16 protein-coding genes are annotated in these 21,226 nt (G+C 52.4%); 1 reads left to right on the top strand and 15 read right to left on the bottom strand.

Annotated elements, in window-relative coordinates:
- Positions 1–139: 139 nt before the first annotated feature.
- A complete protein-coding gene (locus AC812_RS04410; RefSeq protein ID WP_061914806.1) occupies positions 140–2,266 on the top strand; it encodes a WD40 repeat domain-containing serine/threonine protein kinase in 2,127 nt (708 codons plus the stop codon).
- Positions 2,267–2,272: 6 nt separating this feature from the next.
- Here the strand turns inward: AC812_RS04410 and AC812_RS04405 are convergent, their stop codons facing one another.
- From AC812_RS04405 to AC812_RS04335, 15 genes are all read right to left on the bottom strand, one after another.
- Complete coding sequence (locus AC812_RS04405; protein ID WP_061914803.1) at positions 2,273–3,235, bottom strand: D-cysteine desulfhydrase family protein; 963 nt, start codon at positions 3,233–3,235, stop codon at positions 2,273–2,275.
- Positions 3,232–4,329 (bottom strand): lipid II:glycine glycyltransferase FemX, encoded by a 1,098-nt coding sequence (locus tag AC812_RS04400; protein WP_061914800.1) that lies wholly within the window; start codon positions 4,327–4,329, stop codon positions 3,232–3,234. The genes AC812_RS04405 and AC812_RS04400 overlap by 4 nt, the downstream gene beginning before the upstream one ends.
- Positions 4,320–4,838, bottom strand: coding sequence for an NUDIX hydrolase (locus AC812_RS04395; RefSeq protein WP_061914797.1), 519 nt, complete (start codon positions 4,836–4,838; stop codon positions 4,320–4,322). The genes AC812_RS04400 and AC812_RS04395 overlap by 10 nt, the downstream gene beginning before the upstream one ends.
- A 4-nt stretch (positions 4,839–4,842) precedes the next feature.
- Positions 4,843–5,838 carry a lipid II:glycine glycyltransferase FemX gene (locus tag AC812_RS04390; RefSeq protein ID WP_061914794.1) on the bottom strand — a complete coding sequence of 332 codons (996 nt, stop codon included), beginning with the start codon at positions 5,836–5,838 and terminating at the stop codon, positions 4,843–4,845.
- The gene (locus AC812_RS04385; RefSeq protein WP_061914791.1) at positions 5,838–7,727 is read right to left on the bottom strand and encodes a polysaccharide biosynthesis protein; all 1,890 of its coding nucleotides are present in this window, start codon (positions 7,725–7,727) and stop codon (positions 5,838–5,840) included. The genes AC812_RS04390 and AC812_RS04385 overlap by 1 nt, the downstream gene beginning before the upstream one ends.
- 4 nt (positions 7,728–7,731) lie before the next feature.
- Positions 7,732–9,156, bottom strand: a complete 1,425-nt coding sequence (locus tag AC812_RS04380; RefSeq protein WP_061914788.1) for a sugar transferase — start codon at positions 9,154–9,156, stop codon at positions 7,732–7,734.
- 13 nt (positions 9,157–9,169) lie between these two features.
- Positions 9,170–10,165 carry a glycosyltransferase family 2 protein gene (locus AC812_RS04375; RefSeq protein WP_061914853.1) on the bottom strand — a complete coding sequence of 332 codons (996 nt, stop codon included), beginning with the start codon at positions 10,163–10,165 and terminating at the stop codon, positions 9,170–9,172.
- Between the two features lie 38 nt (positions 10,166–10,203).
- Entirely contained in the window at positions 10,204–10,620 is a 417-nt protein-coding gene (locus AC812_RS04370) for a RidA family protein (RefSeq protein WP_061914785.1), read from the bottom strand.
- Positions 10,621–10,757: 137 nt separating this feature from the next.
- Positions 10,758–11,774 (bottom strand): cytochrome d ubiquinol oxidase subunit II, encoded by a 1,017-nt coding sequence (gene cydB / locus AC812_RS04365; protein WP_061914782.1) that lies wholly within the window; start codon positions 11,772–11,774, stop codon positions 10,758–10,760.
- 9 nt (positions 11,775–11,783) lie between these two features.
- Positions 11,784–13,169: a cytochrome ubiquinol oxidase subunit I gene (locus tag AC812_RS04360; protein ID WP_061914779.1), complete on the bottom strand. Its 1,386-nt coding sequence runs from the start codon at positions 13,167–13,169 to the stop codon at positions 11,784–11,786.
- Between the two features lie 192 nt (positions 13,170–13,361).
- Positions 13,362–15,116: an ATP-binding protein gene (locus AC812_RS04355; RefSeq protein WP_169787257.1), complete on the bottom strand. Its 1,755-nt coding sequence runs from the start codon at positions 15,114–15,116 to the stop codon at positions 13,362–13,364.
- 8 nt (positions 15,117–15,124) lie between these two features.
- The gene (locus AC812_RS04350; RefSeq protein WP_061914773.1) at positions 15,125–15,838 is read right to left on the bottom strand and encodes a response regulator transcription factor; all 714 of its coding nucleotides are present in this window, start codon (positions 15,836–15,838) and stop codon (positions 15,125–15,127) included.
- A 2-nt stretch (positions 15,839–15,840) separates the two neighbouring features.
- The gene (locus AC812_RS04345) at positions 15,841–17,055 is read right to left on the bottom strand and encodes a glycosyltransferase family 4 protein (protein WP_061914770.1); all 1,215 of its coding nucleotides are present in this window, start codon (positions 17,053–17,055) and stop codon (positions 15,841–15,843) included.
- A gap of 54 nt (positions 17,056–17,109) precedes the next feature.
- A complete protein-coding gene (locus AC812_RS04340) occupies positions 17,110–19,044 on the bottom strand; it encodes a heparinase II/III family protein (protein WP_061914768.1) in 1,935 nt (644 codons plus the stop codon).
- Positions 19,045–19,057: 13 nt separating this feature from the next.
- Complete coding sequence (locus tag AC812_RS04335) at positions 19,058–21,220, bottom strand: bi-domain-containing oxidoreductase (RefSeq protein WP_061914765.1); 2,163 nt, start codon at positions 21,218–21,220, stop codon at positions 19,058–19,060.
- Positions 21,221–21,226: the final 6 nt, after the last annotated feature.

Here is a 21,226-nt window from a genome sequence, read left to right as displayed (position 1 = left end):
GGTGAATTCCTGTTCGGCAGAGCCACTACCGGTGATTATAGCATGACTGTAACCCGCCCAACAAACTCACCTTTCATTTATGAAAACCCATCCCTGAATTCGTTGTCGCCGATTTTTAATTTAGGTAGAATAAACATTAATGCCGCTTGCTCCAGGTACTCTGCTCAATAACCGCTACCGGATCGTCTCCATCCTCGGTCAGGGTGGGATGGGTTCCGTCTATCAGGCGATGGATGAAAATTTGGGCATTGCGGTTGCCGTCAAGGAGAATCTGTTTCTGACGGATGAATATGCCCGCCAGTTTCAACGTGAAGCCAACATCCTCGCCAGTTTAAGACACCCCAACCTGCCCCGCGTGGGAGATTATTTTACGATTCCAGGTCAGGGGCAGTACCTGATTATGGATTATATAGACGGGGAAGATTTACGCCAGCGTATTGAACGGTTAGGAACCCTGCCGGAAGATGAGGTTATCTTGATTGGGGTAGCCATTTGTGATGCGCTGCATTACCTCCACACCCGTACGCCCCCCATCATCCATCGCGATATTAAACCCGGAAACATCAAAATCACCCCGGAAGGACAAATTGCACTCGTGGATTTTGGCCTGGCAAAGGTGATGAGCGGCAACCAGCAAACGACCACCGGGGCCAGAGCCATGACACCCGGCTACTCCCCTCCAGAACAATACGGCACAGCCCCGACCGACGCCCGTACCGACATCTACTCGCTTGGTGCGACCCTGTATGCCTGTCTTACCGGCACAATTCCAGAAGATGGCTTGTCCCGCGCGACCGGTAAAGCAGAATTGACCCCTGTGCGGGAATTTGCCCCAAAAACTTCTCGCAAGCTGGCAGTTGTCATCGAAAAAGCCCTGGAAGTGGATCCGCAAGATCGCTATCAAAGCGCATTGGAATTTAAGCAAGCGCTGCTCAACGCCAGCGAAATTGACCGTCCGCCGATCAGCCAGATCACTGTGACCCCCCCGCCGCTTGAAAATCTACTTCCCTCCAGCGAGGTCATCCGATCTGTAGAGGGCGAATCACAGCCGATTGCGGTGATGGATCCAATGTTAAAAAGGCGCACCTCTAAACCGGTTGCCCGTCGAAGGCGGAATAATGGCTTGCTGCCGGTTTCCCTCCTGCTGGCCAGTGTGCTTACCATCTTCTTCATCATTGAACCGGGGGTTCCTATGGCACTGCGCAGCGCCTTGTTCCCCGCTTTGCCTTCCCCGACCCTGTTTATCAGTGTAGCAGCCACTACCCAGCCCATCGGTTTTGTTTTACCCCCTTCAACCACACCCACTGAGACCCCTTCCCCCTCTCCAACTTCAACCCCCACACCCGAACCTACCGAGACTCCCACTCCCACCATCACCTTCAGCCCTACACCCACCGCGTTTGGCGGAAGCGGGCAAATTGCATTTGCTTCCAATCGCACGGGAGTGATGCAAATCTGGCTGATGAATGCTGATGGAACTCAGCAGCGTCCACTCACTAATATGCCGGACGGTGCCTGTCAGCCCACCTGGTCACCCGATGGGCAGAAACTGGCATTCATCTCGCCATGTGCTGGCCGGCGTGATCAGTACGAGAATGCCAAAATCTACACGCTTGATCTGACTACGAACAGCGACCCAATCCCTCTGCCTTTGCCTGCCAGCCCGGCTTCGGACTACGATCCGGCGTGGTCACCGGATGGTAACCGACTTGCATTTACCTCTACCCGTGCCGGCAACCCCGATATTTATCTCTACAACTTTTTAGATAGCAGCCTGAAACAATTGACCAGTGAACGATATACCGAAAAGCAACCGGCCTGGTCGCCAAGTGGTACCCAAATTGCCTATGTTCGGGAATTGGTTTATGGACAAATCTGGGTCATGTCCGACAGCGGTCAATTCCAGAACCGCTTTTCGTTGAGCGGTGAAGTCAATGACCTTTGGCCGAAATGGGTTCCGGATGGAACGATTATTCTGTTCAGTCAGCTAAAATCGGACGGCATTCCCAATTTGTTTGCCTTACGCTACGAGGACCGCTTTACCACCCGGGCAGCCCGTATTCCACCTCGTGGTCAGACCGATCCGGGCCCAGTTGCTCAGGTAAGCATATCTCCTGATGGCAATTGGCTTGCTTTTGAGGGTTGGCCGGATGGCCGCAACCACGATATCTACCTGATGACCATTAACGGCGCCAACCTCGTCCGCCTGACAACCGACAAGGACTTTGATTTTGGAGCAGCCTGGCGCCCGCCAATCAAGCCCTGAGGCTGATTATCCACCCAATAAAGAACGGTACCGCTCAGCGAACAAAGCCGGTGTGCCGCCGGTATGCCAGAACAGGATACGATCCTGCGGTTTGAAAAAGCCCTTGCGGATCAGATCCAGTAATCCTGCCGCCGCCCGGCCTGTATACACGGGGTCCAGCAGCAATCCTTCATAACGCGCAAACAGACGGATGGCTTCGATTTCCTGCGGAGAAGGTATACCATAACCTTTTCCCAGATATTCATCATTGACCATGACCTCTTCAGGCCGACAGCGCACCTTCAAATCAATTCGTTCTGCCGTCTCATTAACCAGGCCAGCCACGCGCTGCTGCAAATCGGCTGCCGGCTGGTCAATACTGATGCCCAAAATCTTGCCCTTCCATCTTGTTTTCAAAGCTCCCAGCACCAGCCCGGCCTGAGTTCCCGCCGAAGAGGATGCCACCACAATCCAATCCACATCTACTTCCTGGGCTAAGAATTCCTCAAATGCGGTCAAATAACCTACCGTCCCAATGGGAGTGGAAGCACCAAGCGGTATCAAAAAAGGTCTTTTTCCAGCCGACCATGTTTCCTCAAATACCTTTTGAATAACTTGATCGCGTGCTTCGGCCCCACAAAAGATGATATCTGCGCCAAACAGGCGGTCCAAAAGTAAATTTCCGGAAGGCGAAACTTCCTTCTCGCCCGAAAGGATTAAAATGCACCCCAAGCCATAACGGGCTGCCAGCGCCGCGGTTTGCCGGCAATGATTGGACTGTACCGCCCCAACCGTGATGAGGGTGCGCGCACCATTGGCTTGAGCTTCAGCCAGCACATATTCCAGTTTACGGATTTTGTTGCCACCACCCGCCAAACCGGTCAGGTCATCCCGTTTAACCCACAGTTTAATCCCGCCCAGCACCGCACCGAGTCGAGGTAATGGCTCAATCGGCGTTGGTAGATGAGCAATCCGAATCCGCGGCATCATACCCCAACCTCCTTGCGAGTCTGCTGCTGCCCACGCTGGCGCATCCATTCCAGCAAACGAGGCAAAATTTGCATATAAAGCACATACAATAGCGGTCGGGCCGGGTAATCCCAGGCACCAATCGTGCGAATCACCTCCCCGCCCAAACCCTGCTTGAAACGAAACACACCCCACATGCGATCCTGTTCAATAAATTCATCCGGAGCACCCCATAAATCGTAAATCTGACAGCCGTGGGCTTTGGCTCGGCGCATTGCTTCCCATTGAAGAGGATAATTCGGCATCTTGTCCCGATGGAGGTTGCGTGACATTCCATACAGATACCACGCCCGGCCAGCGAAGAAGAACAATATCAGACCGGCAACTACCTCTCCTTCAACCTCCGCAAGCAGCACTTCGGCCATGCCGGCTTCCAAAAATTTTTGCCAAACCGTCAGGTAATAAGCTTCGCTGCGAATCGTAAAGCCATCCCGCAGGGAGGTTTCAGCATACATTCGATATAGCAGCGGCAAATCCTGAATACTTCCCAGTCTAACCGTCACACCTTTACGCTGAGCCAGCCTCAAATTGTAACGGGTCTTTTGCTTCATTCGCGCCAGCCAGTCTTCCTCCGAACCGGCTAAGTCCAGCCAGACCGTATTGCGAAATTGAATTTGCTCTGTGGAAAAACGCCACCGACGCTGCCTGAGCCAATTCATCACGCCTCGTCCGAGCGAGTCTTCCAGCGCATCTTCCGTCTGGGGAATGCCCTTACCAATGACGACCTCCGGATCTATTTTGAGAAAAATGGCGCCCCGCCGACGGGCTATTTTCTCCAGGTCGCTAATCACCCGGGTGCGCCAAAGTTCGTCCTTCCAATCCATCAAAGGGCCGCGCGGGACATACATCACCCGCAGCCCCGCGGTAAACCACCCCAATCGCAGGCTACGTTCCAGAATCAGCGCAGCCGCCTGGACCTTACCGGCCTCATCCCGCCAGACTTTTGGGTAAGGCGTCCAGCCATAATTGGCCTTCACCTCAGCCCATTGACGGGTTTGTAAAATGTGAGCTGCTGGCAGGTCAAGAAGCAAATCGTTCCACTGGTCTAATTCCATTTCTGTAACCCCCGATCAGTTTTCGTCATCGCTACCCATTCGGCAATCGCCCGGTCATGACCGGCGCCGGTTAAGGGAGAAGGTAGTCGATTCATCTCAAAAAAGCCAGCCTGGTCGGTCTCGTCATTGAGGTTCAAACTTCCACCGGTAAGGCGCATATGATAAACCAGCAATAAACCGTTGCCGCGCGGATCATCGTCAAAAAAATAGGCGCCATGTAAAGCGCCCGCACAAGCAAGCAAGCCGGTTTCTTCCAAAAGTTCCCTTTCGGCAGCGTGGGCCGGGTCTTCATCGGCTTCCACGTAACCGGCAGGTAAATACCAGCAGCCCTGCCACGGCGGCGTTGCCCGCTTGACCAGTAACAACCGATTTTCCTCCAGCACCATTGCCGCGGCGCTGACCTTCAACTGCGGATAGTGAACCCATCCACAACGCCGGCAAACCTCGCGCTGCCGGTTTTCCATCCATGACCGAATCAATTCTGAACCGCACTGAAAACAGAACCCCATCTTCCTACCCTTCTATTCGCCGCCGGGCAATAAACTGCTGATAAAGTGCATACAGAAGCGGTTGGTAGACCCGATCCCATGCGCCGACACTACGACGTACTCTTCCCCCAAAACCACGCTTGAAGCGATAAACACCCCACAAGCCATCTTCTCGTGTCGAGAACTGGCTTTCTAATACTTCTTCATCCTCATCCGGGATGCCCCACAGATCATAAACCGTACAACCGCGAGAAGCTGCCCAACGCATTGCTTCCCATTGCAATAAATAAGCTGGCATCCGATGACGTTCCTCGTTGCTGGAAGCTCCATAAAAATACCAGGCCCGCTGGCCAAAGGCGAATATCATCAACCCCGCCAGCGGCGTGTTTTGATACTTTGCCAATAACAACACACACATCCCCTTTGGCGCAAACGAATCAAAAACCCTTTGATAATAATCTGGCGAGTGAACCCCAAATCCATCTCGCTCGCCCGTCGTGACCATCATTCGATAAAACAGGTTCACGTCAGTTGAATTTTCAACAACCACCTCTTTGCGCTGCGCAAGGCGGATATTATAGCGGGTCTTTTGTTTCATCCGGTTCAACCAGTCCTCTTCGTTGCCCGCTAAACTGATCTCAACCGTGCGTCGGGGTTGAACTGGCCTTGACTCAAACCAGCCAGTAAAGTAATTCCGCAAATGGGTAAAGTCCGGCTCATCCTCCCAGCAGTCCGGCTCAACTTTCAGGAAGATAGCCCTTTGGCGGCGACAATGTTCGTCCACTTCCGCCAGCAAATTCGCCCAATCGGAGCCTAACGGACCTTTCGGGAGATAAGCAATGGTCAGACCAAGCGGTAAACGACGGAATAAAACTTGCGCGGCGGCAGAGCCACTGACCAGCCTTAGTGGCTGCCAGCCAAAGGCGGCCTTGAACTCACCCCATTCGGCGGTTTGCAGTAAATGTGCCGAGGGAAATTGTTTCAGCAATGTACTCCACTGAGCCGCATCCAATACAGCCATCAGATAATTGAAGTGATCTCCGGTGGGGGTGTGCTTTGAATAACCGCTCCGGGAATAAACTGATCGAGCAGGTGAATAATCTCTTCGCTTGATCCTTCACGGGCCAGATTGACCAGTTCATCCACAAATTCGGCCAGCCGCTCACTGCTGAGCGGTTCGGTGTTTTGGGAACGGAAGATATCGGGATGTTCGGTCGAGAGGAATTGAAAACCCTCGTCCCACAGATCTTCGCTCAACTTTTCCCCCGGCCGCACACCGGTAAATACAATTTCAATGTCCTTTCCAGGTTCCAGACCGGAGAGACGGATTAAATCTTCCGCCAGATCCAGAATACGCACCTGTTGTCCCATATTTAACACAAAGGTTTCAGCACCTTTACTCATTCCGGCAGCCTGCAGAACAAGATAAACGGCTTCAGGGATGGTCATGAAATAACGCTTCATATCCGGGTGGGTGATAGTGACTGGCCCTCCGCGAGCAATTTGCTGCTTAAAAATCGGCACAACGCTGCCACGGCTTCCCAACACATTTCCAAAACGCACAACCGAAAAGGCCATTCCCGTTCGTAAAGCCGCGTCAATCACCAGCATCTCTGCCACCCGCTTGGTAGCGCCCATCACATTCGCCGGACGGACTGCCTTATCCGAGGAAATCATCACCAGCCGTTCCACGCGGTGCTGGATGGCTAAATCCACCAGATTTTTGGTACCAAGGATGTTATTGGTAACGGCTTCTTCCACATTGACTTCCATCAACGAGACATGTTTGTGAGCCGCTGCATGGAAAACAATTTGCGGATGATACTGGCTGAAAACCTGATTAAGCCGCATTCGATCGCGCACATCGGCAATCACCGGGCGAATCGTCAGTGTTGGAAAGTGGTCTTTCAGTTCCAAAAGTCCTTCAAAAATACTGTTTTCTCCGTGGCCCAGCATAATCAGCTCAGCCGGGTTGTAGCGCGCAATCTGCCGGCACAATTCCCGCCCAATGGAACCGCCAGCCCCCGTCACCAGTACGATTTTATCTGCTAAAACTTCACCAATCCATTCTTCTTTGATACGGGTTGGCTGGCGACGTAACAGGTCGGTAATATCCACCTCTCTTAAACGGCTGACACTGACCTTACCACCCAACAATTCATAAATTCCCGGCATGGTGCGGAAAGGAATCCCCTTTAGGCGAGCAATATCGGCAACCATCCTGACTACTCGCCCCGGCGCACTGGGTATCGCAATGATGACCTCATCTACCCGCAGTTTTTCCAACCAGCGCGTCATATCATTGATGGTGCCCACAACTGGCACACCGTGAATCTGCTGTTTTTGTTTGGTTGGGTTATCATCCAGAAAGCCAACCGGGATCAGATTTAACTGGGGATTCTTCTGCAACTCCTTTACCACCAGAGCGCCTGCATCCCCAGCACCTACGATCAGGACTCGTTTTACCCTGCCAGCCTGCATCTCTCCAAAACGGCGACGTGTCTCCGCCAGAAAACGAAAAGCGAAGCGCAACCCTCCAACCATCGCCAGTGAAAGCAGCCAGTCAATCACAAAGACCGAGCGCAGGTAGCCTGGTAGAAAACCACGGGTGAAGAGAATCAGCATGACCACTGCTACCATGATGGAAGCAGTTGTTACGGCAATAACGATAAGTTTTAATTCCTCAACACTGGCATACATCCACATCCGCCGGTACAAACCAAACAAGTAATATACAATTGGTTTGATGACCAGCGCAACAGCAATCATCCAGTAACCAAACGGCAGGTAAGCAAAAAAGAGGCTTCCCAATTCAAAACGAAGAATCAGCGCACCGAATACCGAAAGGACAATCAGCGCTAAATCGCCCATTAAAACATAACGATTTCGAATATTAGGTTTATTTTTCATTCAATTACTGACCCTTAAAACCAACCACCGTACCGATGGTTCGGATGAGAATGAGAAAATCTAACAATAAGTTCCTGCGTTTGATGTAATATAAATCAAACTCCAATTTGATAGCATTCATCTCCACATTTTCGGCATACCCATAATTGACCTGCGCCCATCCGGTCAACCCCGGTTTGACAAATAAGCGCGCCCGGTAAAATGGGATGTATTGCTGTAAATGCTCTACAATTTCGGGCCTCTCTGCACGCGGGCCGACCAGGCTCATATCCCCACGTAAGACATTGATGAATTGGGGTAATTCATCCAGATGGGTCTTGCGTAAAAAACGGCCAACCCGCGTAGCGCGGTCATCGTTCTTGCTCGCCGGACGGGCAATCCCATCTTTTTCAGCATCCTGCCGCATCGTCCGAAATTTGATCATGTTATACGGTCTGCCGTTTTTACCCAGCCGTACTTGTTGGTAGAAAATCGGAAAGCCCGAATCAACGATAATGAGAAGAGCAATAATTGGAAATAAGACAATCATCACAAAAGACCCGACCAATCCGCCAAAAATGTCCATCAGTCGTTTTGCCAGTTCAAAAAAGCCGCTGGCGTGAACCTGATCTACAAAAGAACGCAACACCCAGTCAGTTTGTAAAAAATAAATGGGAATGCGCCCCAGCAGTTCTTCATACATTGTTGGCATGGTGGTTACTTCAATTCCCTGTTCTTCCGCTTCCAGTAAGCGGCTGAACATTTGAGGATTCATCTCACCTGAAATGGCAAATACCAGATCGGTGACCTGATGCTCCTGCACCAGATCGAATAATTGCTCGTTTCCGCCCAGGATGGGATAACCCATCACATTCCCCCCTATCTTCTCCGGGTCATCATCCACCAACCCGACCAGATAAAACGGTGGCGGCCAGATCTCCTTGATAATCCGTACAAGTTCAGATCCAGCCCGCCCGGCTCCGACAATCAACACCCGCCGCATGAACAGCGGTGTAGTAAACAATCGAATATACAAAAATCGCCAGGCAAGGGTCAGCAGATAAGCCGACAAGATGAAGACACCCACCCCGCGTCTGGGTAATGAATTGGGTTCCGAGACGAAAAAGACGAGCAGGTATAGCACCAGACTGATTCCCGCAGCCAGTGTAATTTCCTGCACAGTTTCAGTGCGGATGCTGGAACGCCGCGGACTATATGATTCGGACAGTAAAAGCAGCCAGATTACCGGTAAAAAGAAGAACCACAGCGGTACTCTTTCCTGTAAAAATGCCCAGGAAAAACGATACCATTCTGCCCCCTGCGCCCAAAGATAGAGTGATAAGAGCAAGGAGATAATGGCAACCAGAAAATCCCCAAGAAAAAGGGTTGAGCGTCTTTCAGTAGGGCGTAATCGAAGACCTTGACGAGGTGATAGTGGTTGTGTACCCATGAAATTAATTATCTCACGATTTCAGAGAGCGAAACATACTGGTTAAAAAGCCCAATCCCCAGCAAAAGTGCATGGTAGCAATAGCCAGCGGAACACCAATAACCAAATACCATTGACGCTTTTGCACGGCTGACGGGATGGCAGAAACCATCAGCGCCAACCCATACAAACCCAGAAGTCCAATCAGCAGGAAACGTGTAATTTCCATGAACATGGATAATATCAACATCAGAGCCACTGCAGTGACAAATAGAGGTGGAAGAAGCTGCCGCCAGCGCAGCGAGCGGGGATAGCGACGCAGCATGCGCCATTTCCAGTAACCGTAACGCCAGTACTGGCGTGCCAGCGAACCTAGATTCGGCCGGGCGTAGTAGATGCTGCGAATAGCCGGATCAAAAAATACCTTTCCACCGTTTTGGCGAATGCGCGTATTGAATTCGTAGTCCTCATTGGTCAGCAGGGTCTCGTCGTAACCGCCAATTTTTTCAATCAGCGAGCGATGAAAGGCCCCAAAGGGCACCGTGTCTACTTCTCCCATGTGACGGCTGTAACGATAGCGGGCATCCCCTACCCCCAACGGGTTGGCAGCTGCCGCAGCAATCGAATAACCGATCCAATCCTGACTGCCGGGTTCGATTATCCACAAACCGCCCACATTATCCCCAACCCCTTTGTCGAGATTTTGCACACTGCGTTCAATGTAATCCTCAGCCGGTACGCAGTGAGCATCCAGCCGTAAGATAATCTCCCCCTCAGAGGCCTCAATGGCGCGGTTGAGCGCTGCCGGAATGATCCGCTTCGGGTTATCAATCACCCGCACTTTAAGATCGGGATGGGTTTGTTGAAAAGCCGCAATCCGTTGACGGGTCTCATCCACCGAACCGCCGTCGGCAACGATCACTTCCATCAAATGACGCGGGTAGGTCTGACGGTAAATAGCATCCAGCAGCAAGGAAATGGTTTTTTCCTCGTTGTAGCATGGAATGATGATTGAAACCGATTGAACCATTGACTGGTTCACGTCCCGGGAATGTTTAAGTCCTTCGATCAACAGCAGGGATCATCCTCCGCCAATAAAGCGACCACCTCGATCTCCACTGCTGCGCCTTTGGGAAGCCCTGCAACCTGAACAGTGGAACGCGCCGGCGGTTCGCTGGGGAAGAACTCTCCGTAAATCGCGTTCACTTTGGCAAAATCGTTCATATCCCGCAGGAAAATCGTGGTCTTGACCACTCGCTCGAAGCTGGTGCCGGCTGCTTCCAGCAATGCGCGGATGTTTTTCATCACCTGACGGGTTTCTGCTTCCACTCCCCCGTGTACAATTTCACCCGTTTGCGGGTCAATTCCAATTTGCCCCGCCGTAAATAAAAAGTGCCCACCCTTTACTGCTGCCGAATAAGGACCAATCGGTTTGGGCGCTTGATCGGTGGTGACAACTTCTTTTCGACAACACTGCTTGCTCATAAACTGCCTCCCGTGAGGATTGTAGTGTTGTGATTTTAAGCCATGTTTGAGTTAAGGTAAAGTGCTATTCGCCGACCATTAAAAAATTTCGGACGGCGGGAAATCCACACCGTCCTGATGCGATGATCCGGTCAGAATTAGTAGTGCAAATCTCTGGGATTTGCCGACACCCGTTTACGGAAAACCCAATAACTCCAGCCCTGGTACAGTAAAACCAGCGGAACAAAAATTAACGCCACAATGGTCATTGTTTGGAGCGTGGTCGGACCGGAAGCACTGTTGTAAATCGTCAGGCTGAAATTGGGACTGAGACTGGAAACCAGCACACGCGGGTACAGGACTAAAAATATGGTGGCGGTTGAAAGAATGATTGCCAGTGTGTTGCTGGCAAAAGCCCAGCCGTCCCGTCCCTGTCGGATAAACCAACCCGCAGCCAGCAAAGCCAGAACCGCTCCAATCGGCACCGGGCCGGGGTTGACCCCCAGCCTTTCCAAAATATCCGTGAATAAATAAGTCCCGACTGTGGCCGCAACCAGCGCCAGGGTCGTTCCAACCCATATTCGGCTGGCCGTTCGGCGGGCCAGGCTGGCAATGGGTTCATCGGTTTTCAGTGAGAGGAAGATGGCCCCTTGCAGTAAAAATCCGAATAACGTCACAAGTCCACCTAAAATGGAGTAGACATTAATCAAATCCCAGAAGCCACCCACATAATACTTTTGAGCATCAATGGGTACACCACGGATGAAATTGGCAAAAGCCACTCCCCACAGAAGCGAGGGGATAAAGCTGCCCACACAGGCTGCCCAGTCCCACAACTTGCGCCATAGGGGATTCTCGTCTTTGGACCGGAACTCCAACGCAATTCCCCGCACAATCAGACCGATCAACATCAAAAACAACGCCAGATAAAAACCGCTGAAAAGGGTCGCATACCAGTTTGGAAAAGCCGCAAACATCGCCCCCCCGGCAGTAATCAACCAGACTTCGTTGCCGTCCCAATGGGGTCCAATTGTGTTGAGGATCATTCTGCGCTGGGTATCATTCTTACCCAGAAAAGGCAGCAGCATTCCTACCCCCAAATCAAATCCTTCCAACACAAAGTAGCCCACAAACAATACCGCAATCAAGATGAACCAAAGCGTATTCAGATCCATCTCGCCTCCTCATTCCCAATAGGTTTGCTCTTCCACAGTGCGCGGTTTTGGCAATTGTGCTTCTGCGCCGGCAATGGCGTATTTACGCAATAAATACACATCCGCAACCATCAATAATCCATAGACAATCGTAAATCCCAGTAAAGTAGTCATGACCATCCCAGGGGTGAGGTTGGGAGATACTGCCTCAGCCGTGAGTAATTTTCCGTAAACCACCCAGGGTTGCCTGCCCATTTCAGTCAAAAGCCAGCCAAAAATATTGGCTAGATAGGGCAGTGCCATCGCCGGCAGGAAAAGTTTCAACCAGCGCGTTTCAGCATTGAGTTGATTGCGCAGCACCCGATACAACGCATAAGCCGCAAAAGCCAGCATCAAAAAACCGCTGCCCACCATAAACCGAAATGACCAGTAACTGATGCCAATGGAGGGAACATAATTACCCGGCCCGTACTTTTGTTCGTATTCTTTTTGCAGGTCCAGGATGCCCTTCACTTCGCCATCCAGGCGGTTATATGCCAGCAAACTGAGAACGCGCGGAATCCGCAATGAAATTTGCTCACTCATCGTCTCCTGATCCACCACCGAAAGAAGCGAGAACGAAGCCGGGTTTTCGGTATTCAGCAAGGCTTCTGCGGCAGCTATTTTCATCGGCTGCAATTTGACCATCTGTTGCGCCTGATTATGGCCGATCAATATGACCATCAGAATGGACAAACTCCCAAATACGGTTGCCAGTTGAAACGAGGGTTTGAAGACTTCCTCCTGTTTTCGGCGCAGCAGATGATAAGTGCTGATACCCATCACAAAAAATGCCGCCGTGGTAAACCCCGAAAAAACGGTATGAGGGAACTGACCCCACACGTACGGGTTGGTCAACAAGGCTGAAAACTGCTGCATCACCAGCCGCCCGCCCTCTTCTGCATAACCTACCGGCGATTGCATGAACGAATTGGCAACCAGAATCCAGAATGCCGACAGGTTCGAGGCAATGGCTACCAGCCAGATGGCTACCGCGTGCAGGGATTTAGACAGACGATCCCACCCGAAAATCCACACCCCCAAGAAGGTCGACTCGATGAAAAATGCCAGCAGCGCTTCAATAGCCAGCGGCGCTCCGAAGATATCGCCAACAAAACGGGAATACTCCGACCAGTTCATCCCAAATTGAAACTCCTGGACGATACCGGTCACCACCCCCATGGCAAAGTTGATGACAAACAACTTGCCCCAAAATTTAGTCATGCGTTTGTAGCGCTCGTCACCGGTGCGAACATAAATGGTTTCCATGAGGGCTACCAGAACCGAAAGCCCCAGCGTGAGCGGCACGAAGAAGAAATGGTACACAGAGGTAATGGCAAATTGCCATTGAGAAAGAACCGTAACGGAAGAATTCATCGCACCAAACCTCTCGATGTGAATCTCAGGTAAATTTCACAAAAGAAGTGCAGATTGTCCACTTAAATAAATAGTGTATGACTCCCACCCCGTCCCTGCTACGGTCAAATTTCCCGAATTGACCGGTTCAAATGTCACCCAGCCGATCACCCCTTCTGCATCCTTCATCAACCTGCCCCACATGACAATCGTTCAGGCTGTGGGGATGGAGAAGTAAAATGTACTGCCCCGATTCACTTCACTTTCCGCCCAAATTCGCCCGGAATGAGCTTCAACCGTATGCCGGGCAATCGAAAGCCCCAGTCCAGTACCGCCGCCGGAGCGGGATTGGTCTGCTTTGTAAAACCGTTCAAAAATACGCGTAAGAGCCGCCGGCTCAATCCCCACGCCGGTGTCCTGAACGGAGAAGATGACCTGCCCGGCTTCTTTCCACGTCCGCGCCACGATTTCTCCTCCTGCCGGAGTAAACTTGATCGCATTGTGCAGCAGGTTGACCAGCACCTGTTCGATGCGTTCCGCATCGGCAAGCACATTGGGCAGGTCTTCCGCACACTCCCGACGCAGGGTCAAACCCGCCCGTTCTGCCTGTAATTGCATCCTCTCCACCGCTCGTGCCACCAATTCATTGGGCGGGACGGGTTTGAGGTTTAGCGGAACTTTGCCAGATTCAATTCGCGAAAGTTCCAGTAACTCCCGCACCAGTTGGGTCATATTGTCAATTTCATTTTCCATCTTCTGCAAAAACCGCCGCGCCGCCGGTGGATCCTCCAGAGCGCCTTCTTGTAATGTCTCGGTCAGTGCTTTCAGAGATGCCAGAGGGGTGCGTAATTCATGCGAAACATTACTGATGAAATCTCTACGGACGACCTCAAGCCGCCGCACGCGAGTCAGATCCTGAAAGACCAGCAGAGTATTTTCAGGCAGCAACGGCTCAAGTGGTGTCGCAATTCCTTGAATGAATAAACGCTCGGGCGCCGTTTCAATGGTAGCAATTTGCTGGCGTTTGGTCTTCACACAGCTGCGCCACAATTCGACAAATGCATGCTGACGCACAACCTCCACCAGTGAATGCCCCAGGGCGCGACTTGAGTCCACGTTGAAAATCCGCTCTGCCGCCGGATTGATCAAGGTCACCAAGCCCTGACCATCCACAATCAAGATGGCATCATTCATATTCCTTAAAACAGCATCCAGTTTGCTGCGTTCTTCACGGTAACCTTCAATTTGCTCACTTAGTCTCTTGGCTATACGCACAAACGCCTGACTTAATATGCCAATTTCATCCTGGCGGTAAGTTGGTAATTCAATGTTAAAATTCCCGATTCCCAACCTTGAAACCTCACGAGTCAACTGGCGTAGAGGCGTAATCGTCTGATTGGCAGCCAGAAAAGCCAGCAAAATCGTCAAGCCAATTGTCAGCAAGGCACTCCCAAGAATGGTATTTCTCAATTCCAGTAAATCGGACTCGATCTTTTCAATCGAGCTGGCAAGCCGCACAACCCCCAGTGGTACACCATTGCCGTCAACCCGCAGAGCAAGATAATATAACCGCTGATGAACGGTATTGCTCAATCGGATTGCCGTACCCTCTCCTTCCGCAAGAGCTTGCTGCACTTCCGGGCGATTCAGGTGATTCTCCACTTGCGTTGGATCTCGACCCGATTCGCCGATGACCCGCCCGTCCGGCAGGATAATGGTGACCCGAACGCCGGTAATACTGGCATAATCATTGACTAAATTGTCTAACTGCGGATTGATTTCACCTTCCCGCAAATGTTCAAGAACATCCCTGGCGATTAAATCCGCTTCGGTACGCAGCGTAGTCCGAAGATTTTCATAGTACGTCCGCTCCATGAAGCGGTACGCATACAAACTGACGCCCCCCACCGATAAAATGATCAACAAGATGAAGGGGATTGCCAACCGCCACAATAGAGAGCGTTTCATGCGCCGCATCAGCCCTCAAAGCGGTATCCCGCTCCACGCACCGTTACAATTCTGACAGGCTGAGCGGGATGATCCTCAATCTTTTCTCTCAGCCATCGCACGTGAACATCAACCGTGCGGCTGTCGCCGATGTAATCCCATCCCCACACCCTTTCGAGAATAAACTCCCGCGAAAGAACCTGCCCGCGATGTTGAGCCAGAAAGAGCAGTAATTCGTACTCCTTGGGTTTGAGCGGAATCACCTGATCGTTCAAGCGCACCTCACGGCGGGTAATATCAACCACCAGATTGCCAAACGTCAACAACTGCGAAGGGGTACTCACCTCACCCGTCGTTTGGCTGAATTCTTCGCGCATCAGCCGCACCCGCCGTAGCATGGCTTTCACTCTTGCCAGCAATTCGCGCATACTGAACGGTTTGGTCAGGTAATCATCCGCGCCGACCTCCAACCCCACTACCCGGTCAATTTCATCATCCCGGGCAGTCAGCATCAAAACCGGCGTGGTCATCTCCTGCCTCAGTATCCGGCAAACCTCAAAACCGTCAATCCCCGGTAACATAATATCCAGAATAATCAGATCAGGATGGATTTTGCGGGCCAGATCCAGCGCCTTTATGCCATCCCCCGCCGTCTCAACCTCGTAACCTTGCCGGGTCAGGTTGTATGCAAGGGTTTCCTGCAAAGTTTGTTCATCTTCCACAATCAAGATTTTTTCCGGCATGGTTAAAACCTCATTTCCTCAATTATTTCAGCCAGGCGAAGCGAGAATTGCTGCCGATTATAGCAGTTTTGTACCGCTTTTTTGCCGGCCAATCCCATCGCTTTAACCGTTTGCGGATCGGCAGCCAGTCTTTGCACAGCTTCCGCTAAAGCCTGCGGATTCCCCGGTGGAACAGCAATTCCAGCCCGATGAGACTCAACCACCTCGCGAATCACCCCATCAATCGCCAGCAAAACCGGCTTACCAGCCGCCATATAATCGAACACCTTGTTCGGGTAAGTCGTTTTATACCAGTCCAGGGGTTTGAGAATGGCTAAACAGGCATCCGCAGCCGACAAAATTTTCCCCATCTCTTTCTTCGCAACCGGCGGCATGAACAGGATATTGGTCAACCCCATCTCTTGCGCCTGACGGATGAGATTGGGTTTCTCTTTGCCATCCCCCACCAGCACAAATCGGATTCGCGGATCATCCATCAAAATCCGGGCAGAGTCAAGAACAACTTCCAGATCATTCGAAAGTCCATGAGCACCGGCGTATAAAACCACAAATTCATCACCCAGGCCCCACTGCTGACGGATGTGAACTCCGTTCTGGTGCATGTCGAACATGTCCGGATCAGCCCCGTTGGGAACAAGTTCCACCCAGCGCGCCCCGCGACGGCTGACATGTTCAATGAAACCCGGCGAATTGACCATCACCCGATCGGCGTGCCGGTAAAGGAATTTTTCCAATTCCTCCGAAAGTCGAATCAGGAACGGGCTGCGCAGTACACCAGCCGCGACCGCAAACGCCGGCCACAAATCGCGCACTTCGAATAAAAAACGCACTCCCTTTAAACGTGCTACCATCCAGGCGGTTACCCCCTGAAAAATGGGCGGAGAAGTACCCCAAACCAAATCAACTCGTTTTACGGATAAACCGGCCAGAAATGAAGAAAACATGAAACTAAAAAAACTGATTAACCGGTGGAAAAAACTTCTGTGCAGCGCCGGGTAAGTAAACGCCCTCAAAATGGTAATACCCGGCTCGGGTTGTTCGCCAGTCAGCCATTGGACTTTTTGCTGTCGAGCTTTACCCGTCAGGTAAGAAACCGGGCTGGCAACAATCGTAACTTGATGACCACGTGAAACCAGAAAACGAGCCATTTCGTAATGCCGTGTTCCACCGGCTTCGTCCAGGGAAGCAAACGCCTGATGAATTAACAAAATATGCATCGCTCTGATTTTATCTTAAAATTTTCAGTATGTACGGGCTTCTTTAAGGAAGGCTTACTTCGGGTAAATCTCAAAATCCGTCTGTAATAGAATTGGGAGATTGGCATGTATTTCGATACAGAATGAAATTGCCGGAAGACGGACAAGGTAAGTTGGAGAAAACCAGCCCAGGAGGGATTCAAGGCCCTTCTCCCCATCACCATTCACAATCTGACCCGCCCGCACGATCCTCATCTTCATCGAACCTTGTGGTAGACTGACCACCCGAACCACGAGACGAAATTCCGCATACTCCACCATCAACGCCCCATCATCCAGATTCCATTCCCCATCCCGCAACAACCAGTTCAGGTTGATTTTTCCGATAATCTGACCAGAGCGAAGGGGCGAAAGACGGTCAACCACCTGCCAGCGGCCGGTATCTACCCGGGTTAACCGGCGTTCTTGATGAACACCCCATCGGTAGTATCCATATCGCACAGCTGCCACCTGCTGCCGCTGCTCATCCGATTCTTCCAAAAATCGTGCCTGATCCCATTGCAGCCATAAAAATTTTCCCGCCCGCAGCATGGGTTGTTGATCATTCAACAGCGGTGCATTGTGCACCCCAGCCTGCGCCAGACCATTTTGCCACGGGGGCGGAAGGTTGTAGGCAAAAGTGCCGGCATCGCACACCACCCGGCAGCCGTTCCAAAACAGTTCTACCTGTAATTGATCGGCATGTGCCGGGCGATTGGTGAAATGCTTCGCCCGCAGACTGGCCCATTCACGAGTATTGCCCAATCGTTTAATCCCATTTAGATTTGGGCAACCTTTCATGGGGGTTAACTCAGTCGGATTCAACCCCAGCCAGGCGGCTAATTCGTCCCAACCCCCTTCCGGCAAAGCACGCTGACCGCCGAAAGCGGCCAGGGCGGCCTGAACGGTGGGGCGATAATCCTCAATGCTTCCTCCAAACGGAATCAGATACGCTCCGTCATGGTGACCCAGTTGAAGGGCTTGACCGCTGGTTTCATCCATCACCCCCCTCAACCACTCCGCCGCGAGTTGCAATTTTTGGCAGATTCTATCTGGTAAAGCAAACTTCTCAACCTGAGCCATTCGAAAGACGATCAGTCCCAAGGTCAACATCAGCCGGTGATAATTGACACTGTGCTGAACGTATTCCCCATCCGCTTCAATCTGGTGGTCAATCGCCCACTGAAACCATTTCCAACCGGTCTTCCGCCAGCGGCGTGATTCATACCAGTCCGGTAAAAGGTGAGCCGCCATCAACAAGCCCACTGCCTCAGAAAGCAGGTGATTGTTGTTCTGGGCCCGCGCATACGAAAGCGTAACCTCGATCCGCCGGGCATGCTGGACGATGGCTTCGGCTGCACTTTGCCTTCGACTTCGATCAGAGTGTGCGGAGGGTTGAAAAGCCTGAACGGCAAACCCCAACCCAATCAATCGCAGAGCGACCTCCTGGGCCGAAAGCCAGTTTTCTCCGCAGTTGAGCGGGTTGTGCAGAACGAACTGCTCCCAAGAATTCCAAAAAAAATGAGCGTAGCGTTCATCACCGGTCAGCCGGTAAGCCCTGCCCAGTGGGAAAACCCATCCAAGCCGAGCCGCTTCCCAGATTTGCTTGATATCGCCTGCTACACCCTGCTCATCAAGCGTGCTCCAATGCCGATCAGGGTGCGGGGGTTTAAAATTCAGGGGCTGCGGCTCGGCGCCGAACAACCTGACCCGGCCGGAGAGGATTTCTTCGGCTTCGGCAGTTCCATCTACACCACGCAGACGATCCCACTCTAGTAGCCGAACCGGATCGGGCAGGACAAACACATCAGCACGAAGGTCAGGGAGATTTCTTAATTTTCTGCCGCCAATCGGCGTTCGCCAGCGGTAATAACCGCTTTGAATGCCCATCCGGTAGATTGCCAGAGAAATGAGCGGGCCAGGACCCACTTCCTTAACCAGACAGTATGCTTTCGTCCACACGCTGGACATGTCTCTCCGGGATTTAAGCCAGCCGGATTTCTACATCAGCCTGCTGACGGAGGGATTCCACAGCGGCAAAACTGGCTCGGGTTACACCCAGCAGATGATCATATGGAATTGGAGGGGAACCGCCTTGCCGGACAGCCTCCACAAAAGCCTGCCACAAAGCCTGATGTCCTTTGTCCTGCCGCAAGCGAGCGGTGAATTTCTGGCGGTGGCCGTTGTGGATCAGCTCGAGCGAACGAAAATCATCCAAAACCGCCACTCGTCCGCCGCAGAACACCTCCACCCTTTCTTTCGGAAAACTCTTATCACCGTTCGCCAGATAGGTAAGGCTACCAATCGAACCGTCTTCAAAGGTCAAGATCATGCTCACATTATCCTGCCGATAACGTTCCCCATCCGGCAAACCGGCTGCCCGCACCCGGATGGGCGGTTTGCCAACCAGAAAAGTCAGGTAATCAATGAAATGGCACCCCTCCCCGATGATTCGTCCACCGCCCTGCTGCGGGTCATGCAGCCAGTGAGTCAAGGGCAGGTAACCCGCATTCACCCGATATTGAATGAACATCGGTTCGTGCCGGTCGGATAAAAACCCGGACAATTTTTGGGAAAACGGCGCAAATCGGCGATTGAAACCCACCGTCAGCAAGGCGGGTGGTTGCTGCATCAGCAATTCTTGAATGGCATCCAGTTCTTCCGGCGTGATGGCCAGCGGTTTTTCGCAAAACACGTGCTGACCGGCTTGTAAAGCCCGAATTACCTGCCGGGCATGGTGCTGATGACGGGTCAGGATTGCGACAATTTCAACCCGTGGGTTTCCCAAAACATCACTTTCCTGCGAACTGGCAAACTCAAAGCCGTAGCGGTCGGCGGCATGGCGGGCACTCACTCCGCCTGCGGTGGCAATCCCCACTTTTTTTACCCCACCGCTTTTTTGCACCACCGGTAAAAATACTGCCGTTGCGTAATTGCCGGCGCCCAGCACACCCAGCCCCGGCAGCCCTTCCAGTGGCTGATTTTGCGGACTCAACTCCACCCGGCGCAGCGGTGCAGTCCATTCCTCACCCTGAGGATAGGTCAAGAGCACCCCTAAAAACGGCTGACCGCTTTTGCCGCTGATCAGATCATAAGCCACCTCGCCCTGTTCGATGGGGAAACGGTGTGTAATCAGCGGTTTTACATCCAACATTCCGCTGGCAAGCAGAGCGACAACCGCCTGCAAGTTCCTCCCCTCCGTCCAGCGCACATATCCATAGGGGTAATCCACCCCACCTTCCTCGTACTGCGGATCATAGCGCCCCGGCCCGTACGAACGCGAAACGACGAATTGCAATTCTTTTTCATAATAAATCTTGCGGGGCAAAGAGAGACCAACCGCTCCAACTGCAATCACTTTCGCGCGTTCACGTGCCAGTAAGCCAGCCAATTCAACCGGGTCGCTGCTGGGAGTGTCGGCACAGATTAGAACCGCATCAAAACCACGCCCCTCACTCAGCGAGCGGCCGCTTTCCTCCGCTGCAGATCGTGGTACAGCAATCGCACCCATTTGCTCCGCCAGGGCAATCCGCCGTGGGTCTAAATCCACGCCAAAAACCGAACAGCCTGCTGCACGGGCAATCCCGACACTGAGCAGGCCCAACAGCCCCAACCCGATCACCGCAATCCGCTCGCCAATCTGGGTTTCAGCCAATCGAAAGCCGTGCAAGGCAATCGCACCCAGTGTAGTGAAGGCGGCGCTCTCGAAATCCACCTCCTCCGGCAAGGCTGCCAGCAGGTGTTTTGGGACAACCACATACTCGGCATGGACTGCATACCCCCCGCCAGCGCAGGCTACCCGGTCACCGGGTTTAAGTCCCTCTACATCAGCGCCGACCGCCACAACCGTACCAGCGGAGGAATAACCCAACGCCATCGGCTGATCCAGCCGATTGAAAACGGCATCGAGGGTGGTCAATACCCCTTCGCGGCGGGCTTTATCCAACACCTGACGAACAAGATCCGGGCGAGAGCGGGCTTTGCCAAACAAACTTTTACCGGCAAAGTCCACCACCATCCGCTCGGTACCGGCGGAGATCAAGGAAACCGCGTTGCGTACCAGTACCGAGCCGGGTTTCGGCGTCGGTACCGGTACTTCTACAACTGCGGCTTTACCATCCCGCAAGTTTTGGAGTAACTGCTTCATGAGCGG

Source organism: Bellilinea caldifistulae (assembly GCF_001306055.1).
GTDB lineage: Bacteria > Chloroflexota > Anaerolineae > Anaerolineales > Anaerolineaceae > Bellilinea > Bellilinea caldifistulae.
This window is presented reverse-complemented; position numbering and strand designations above follow the sequence as displayed.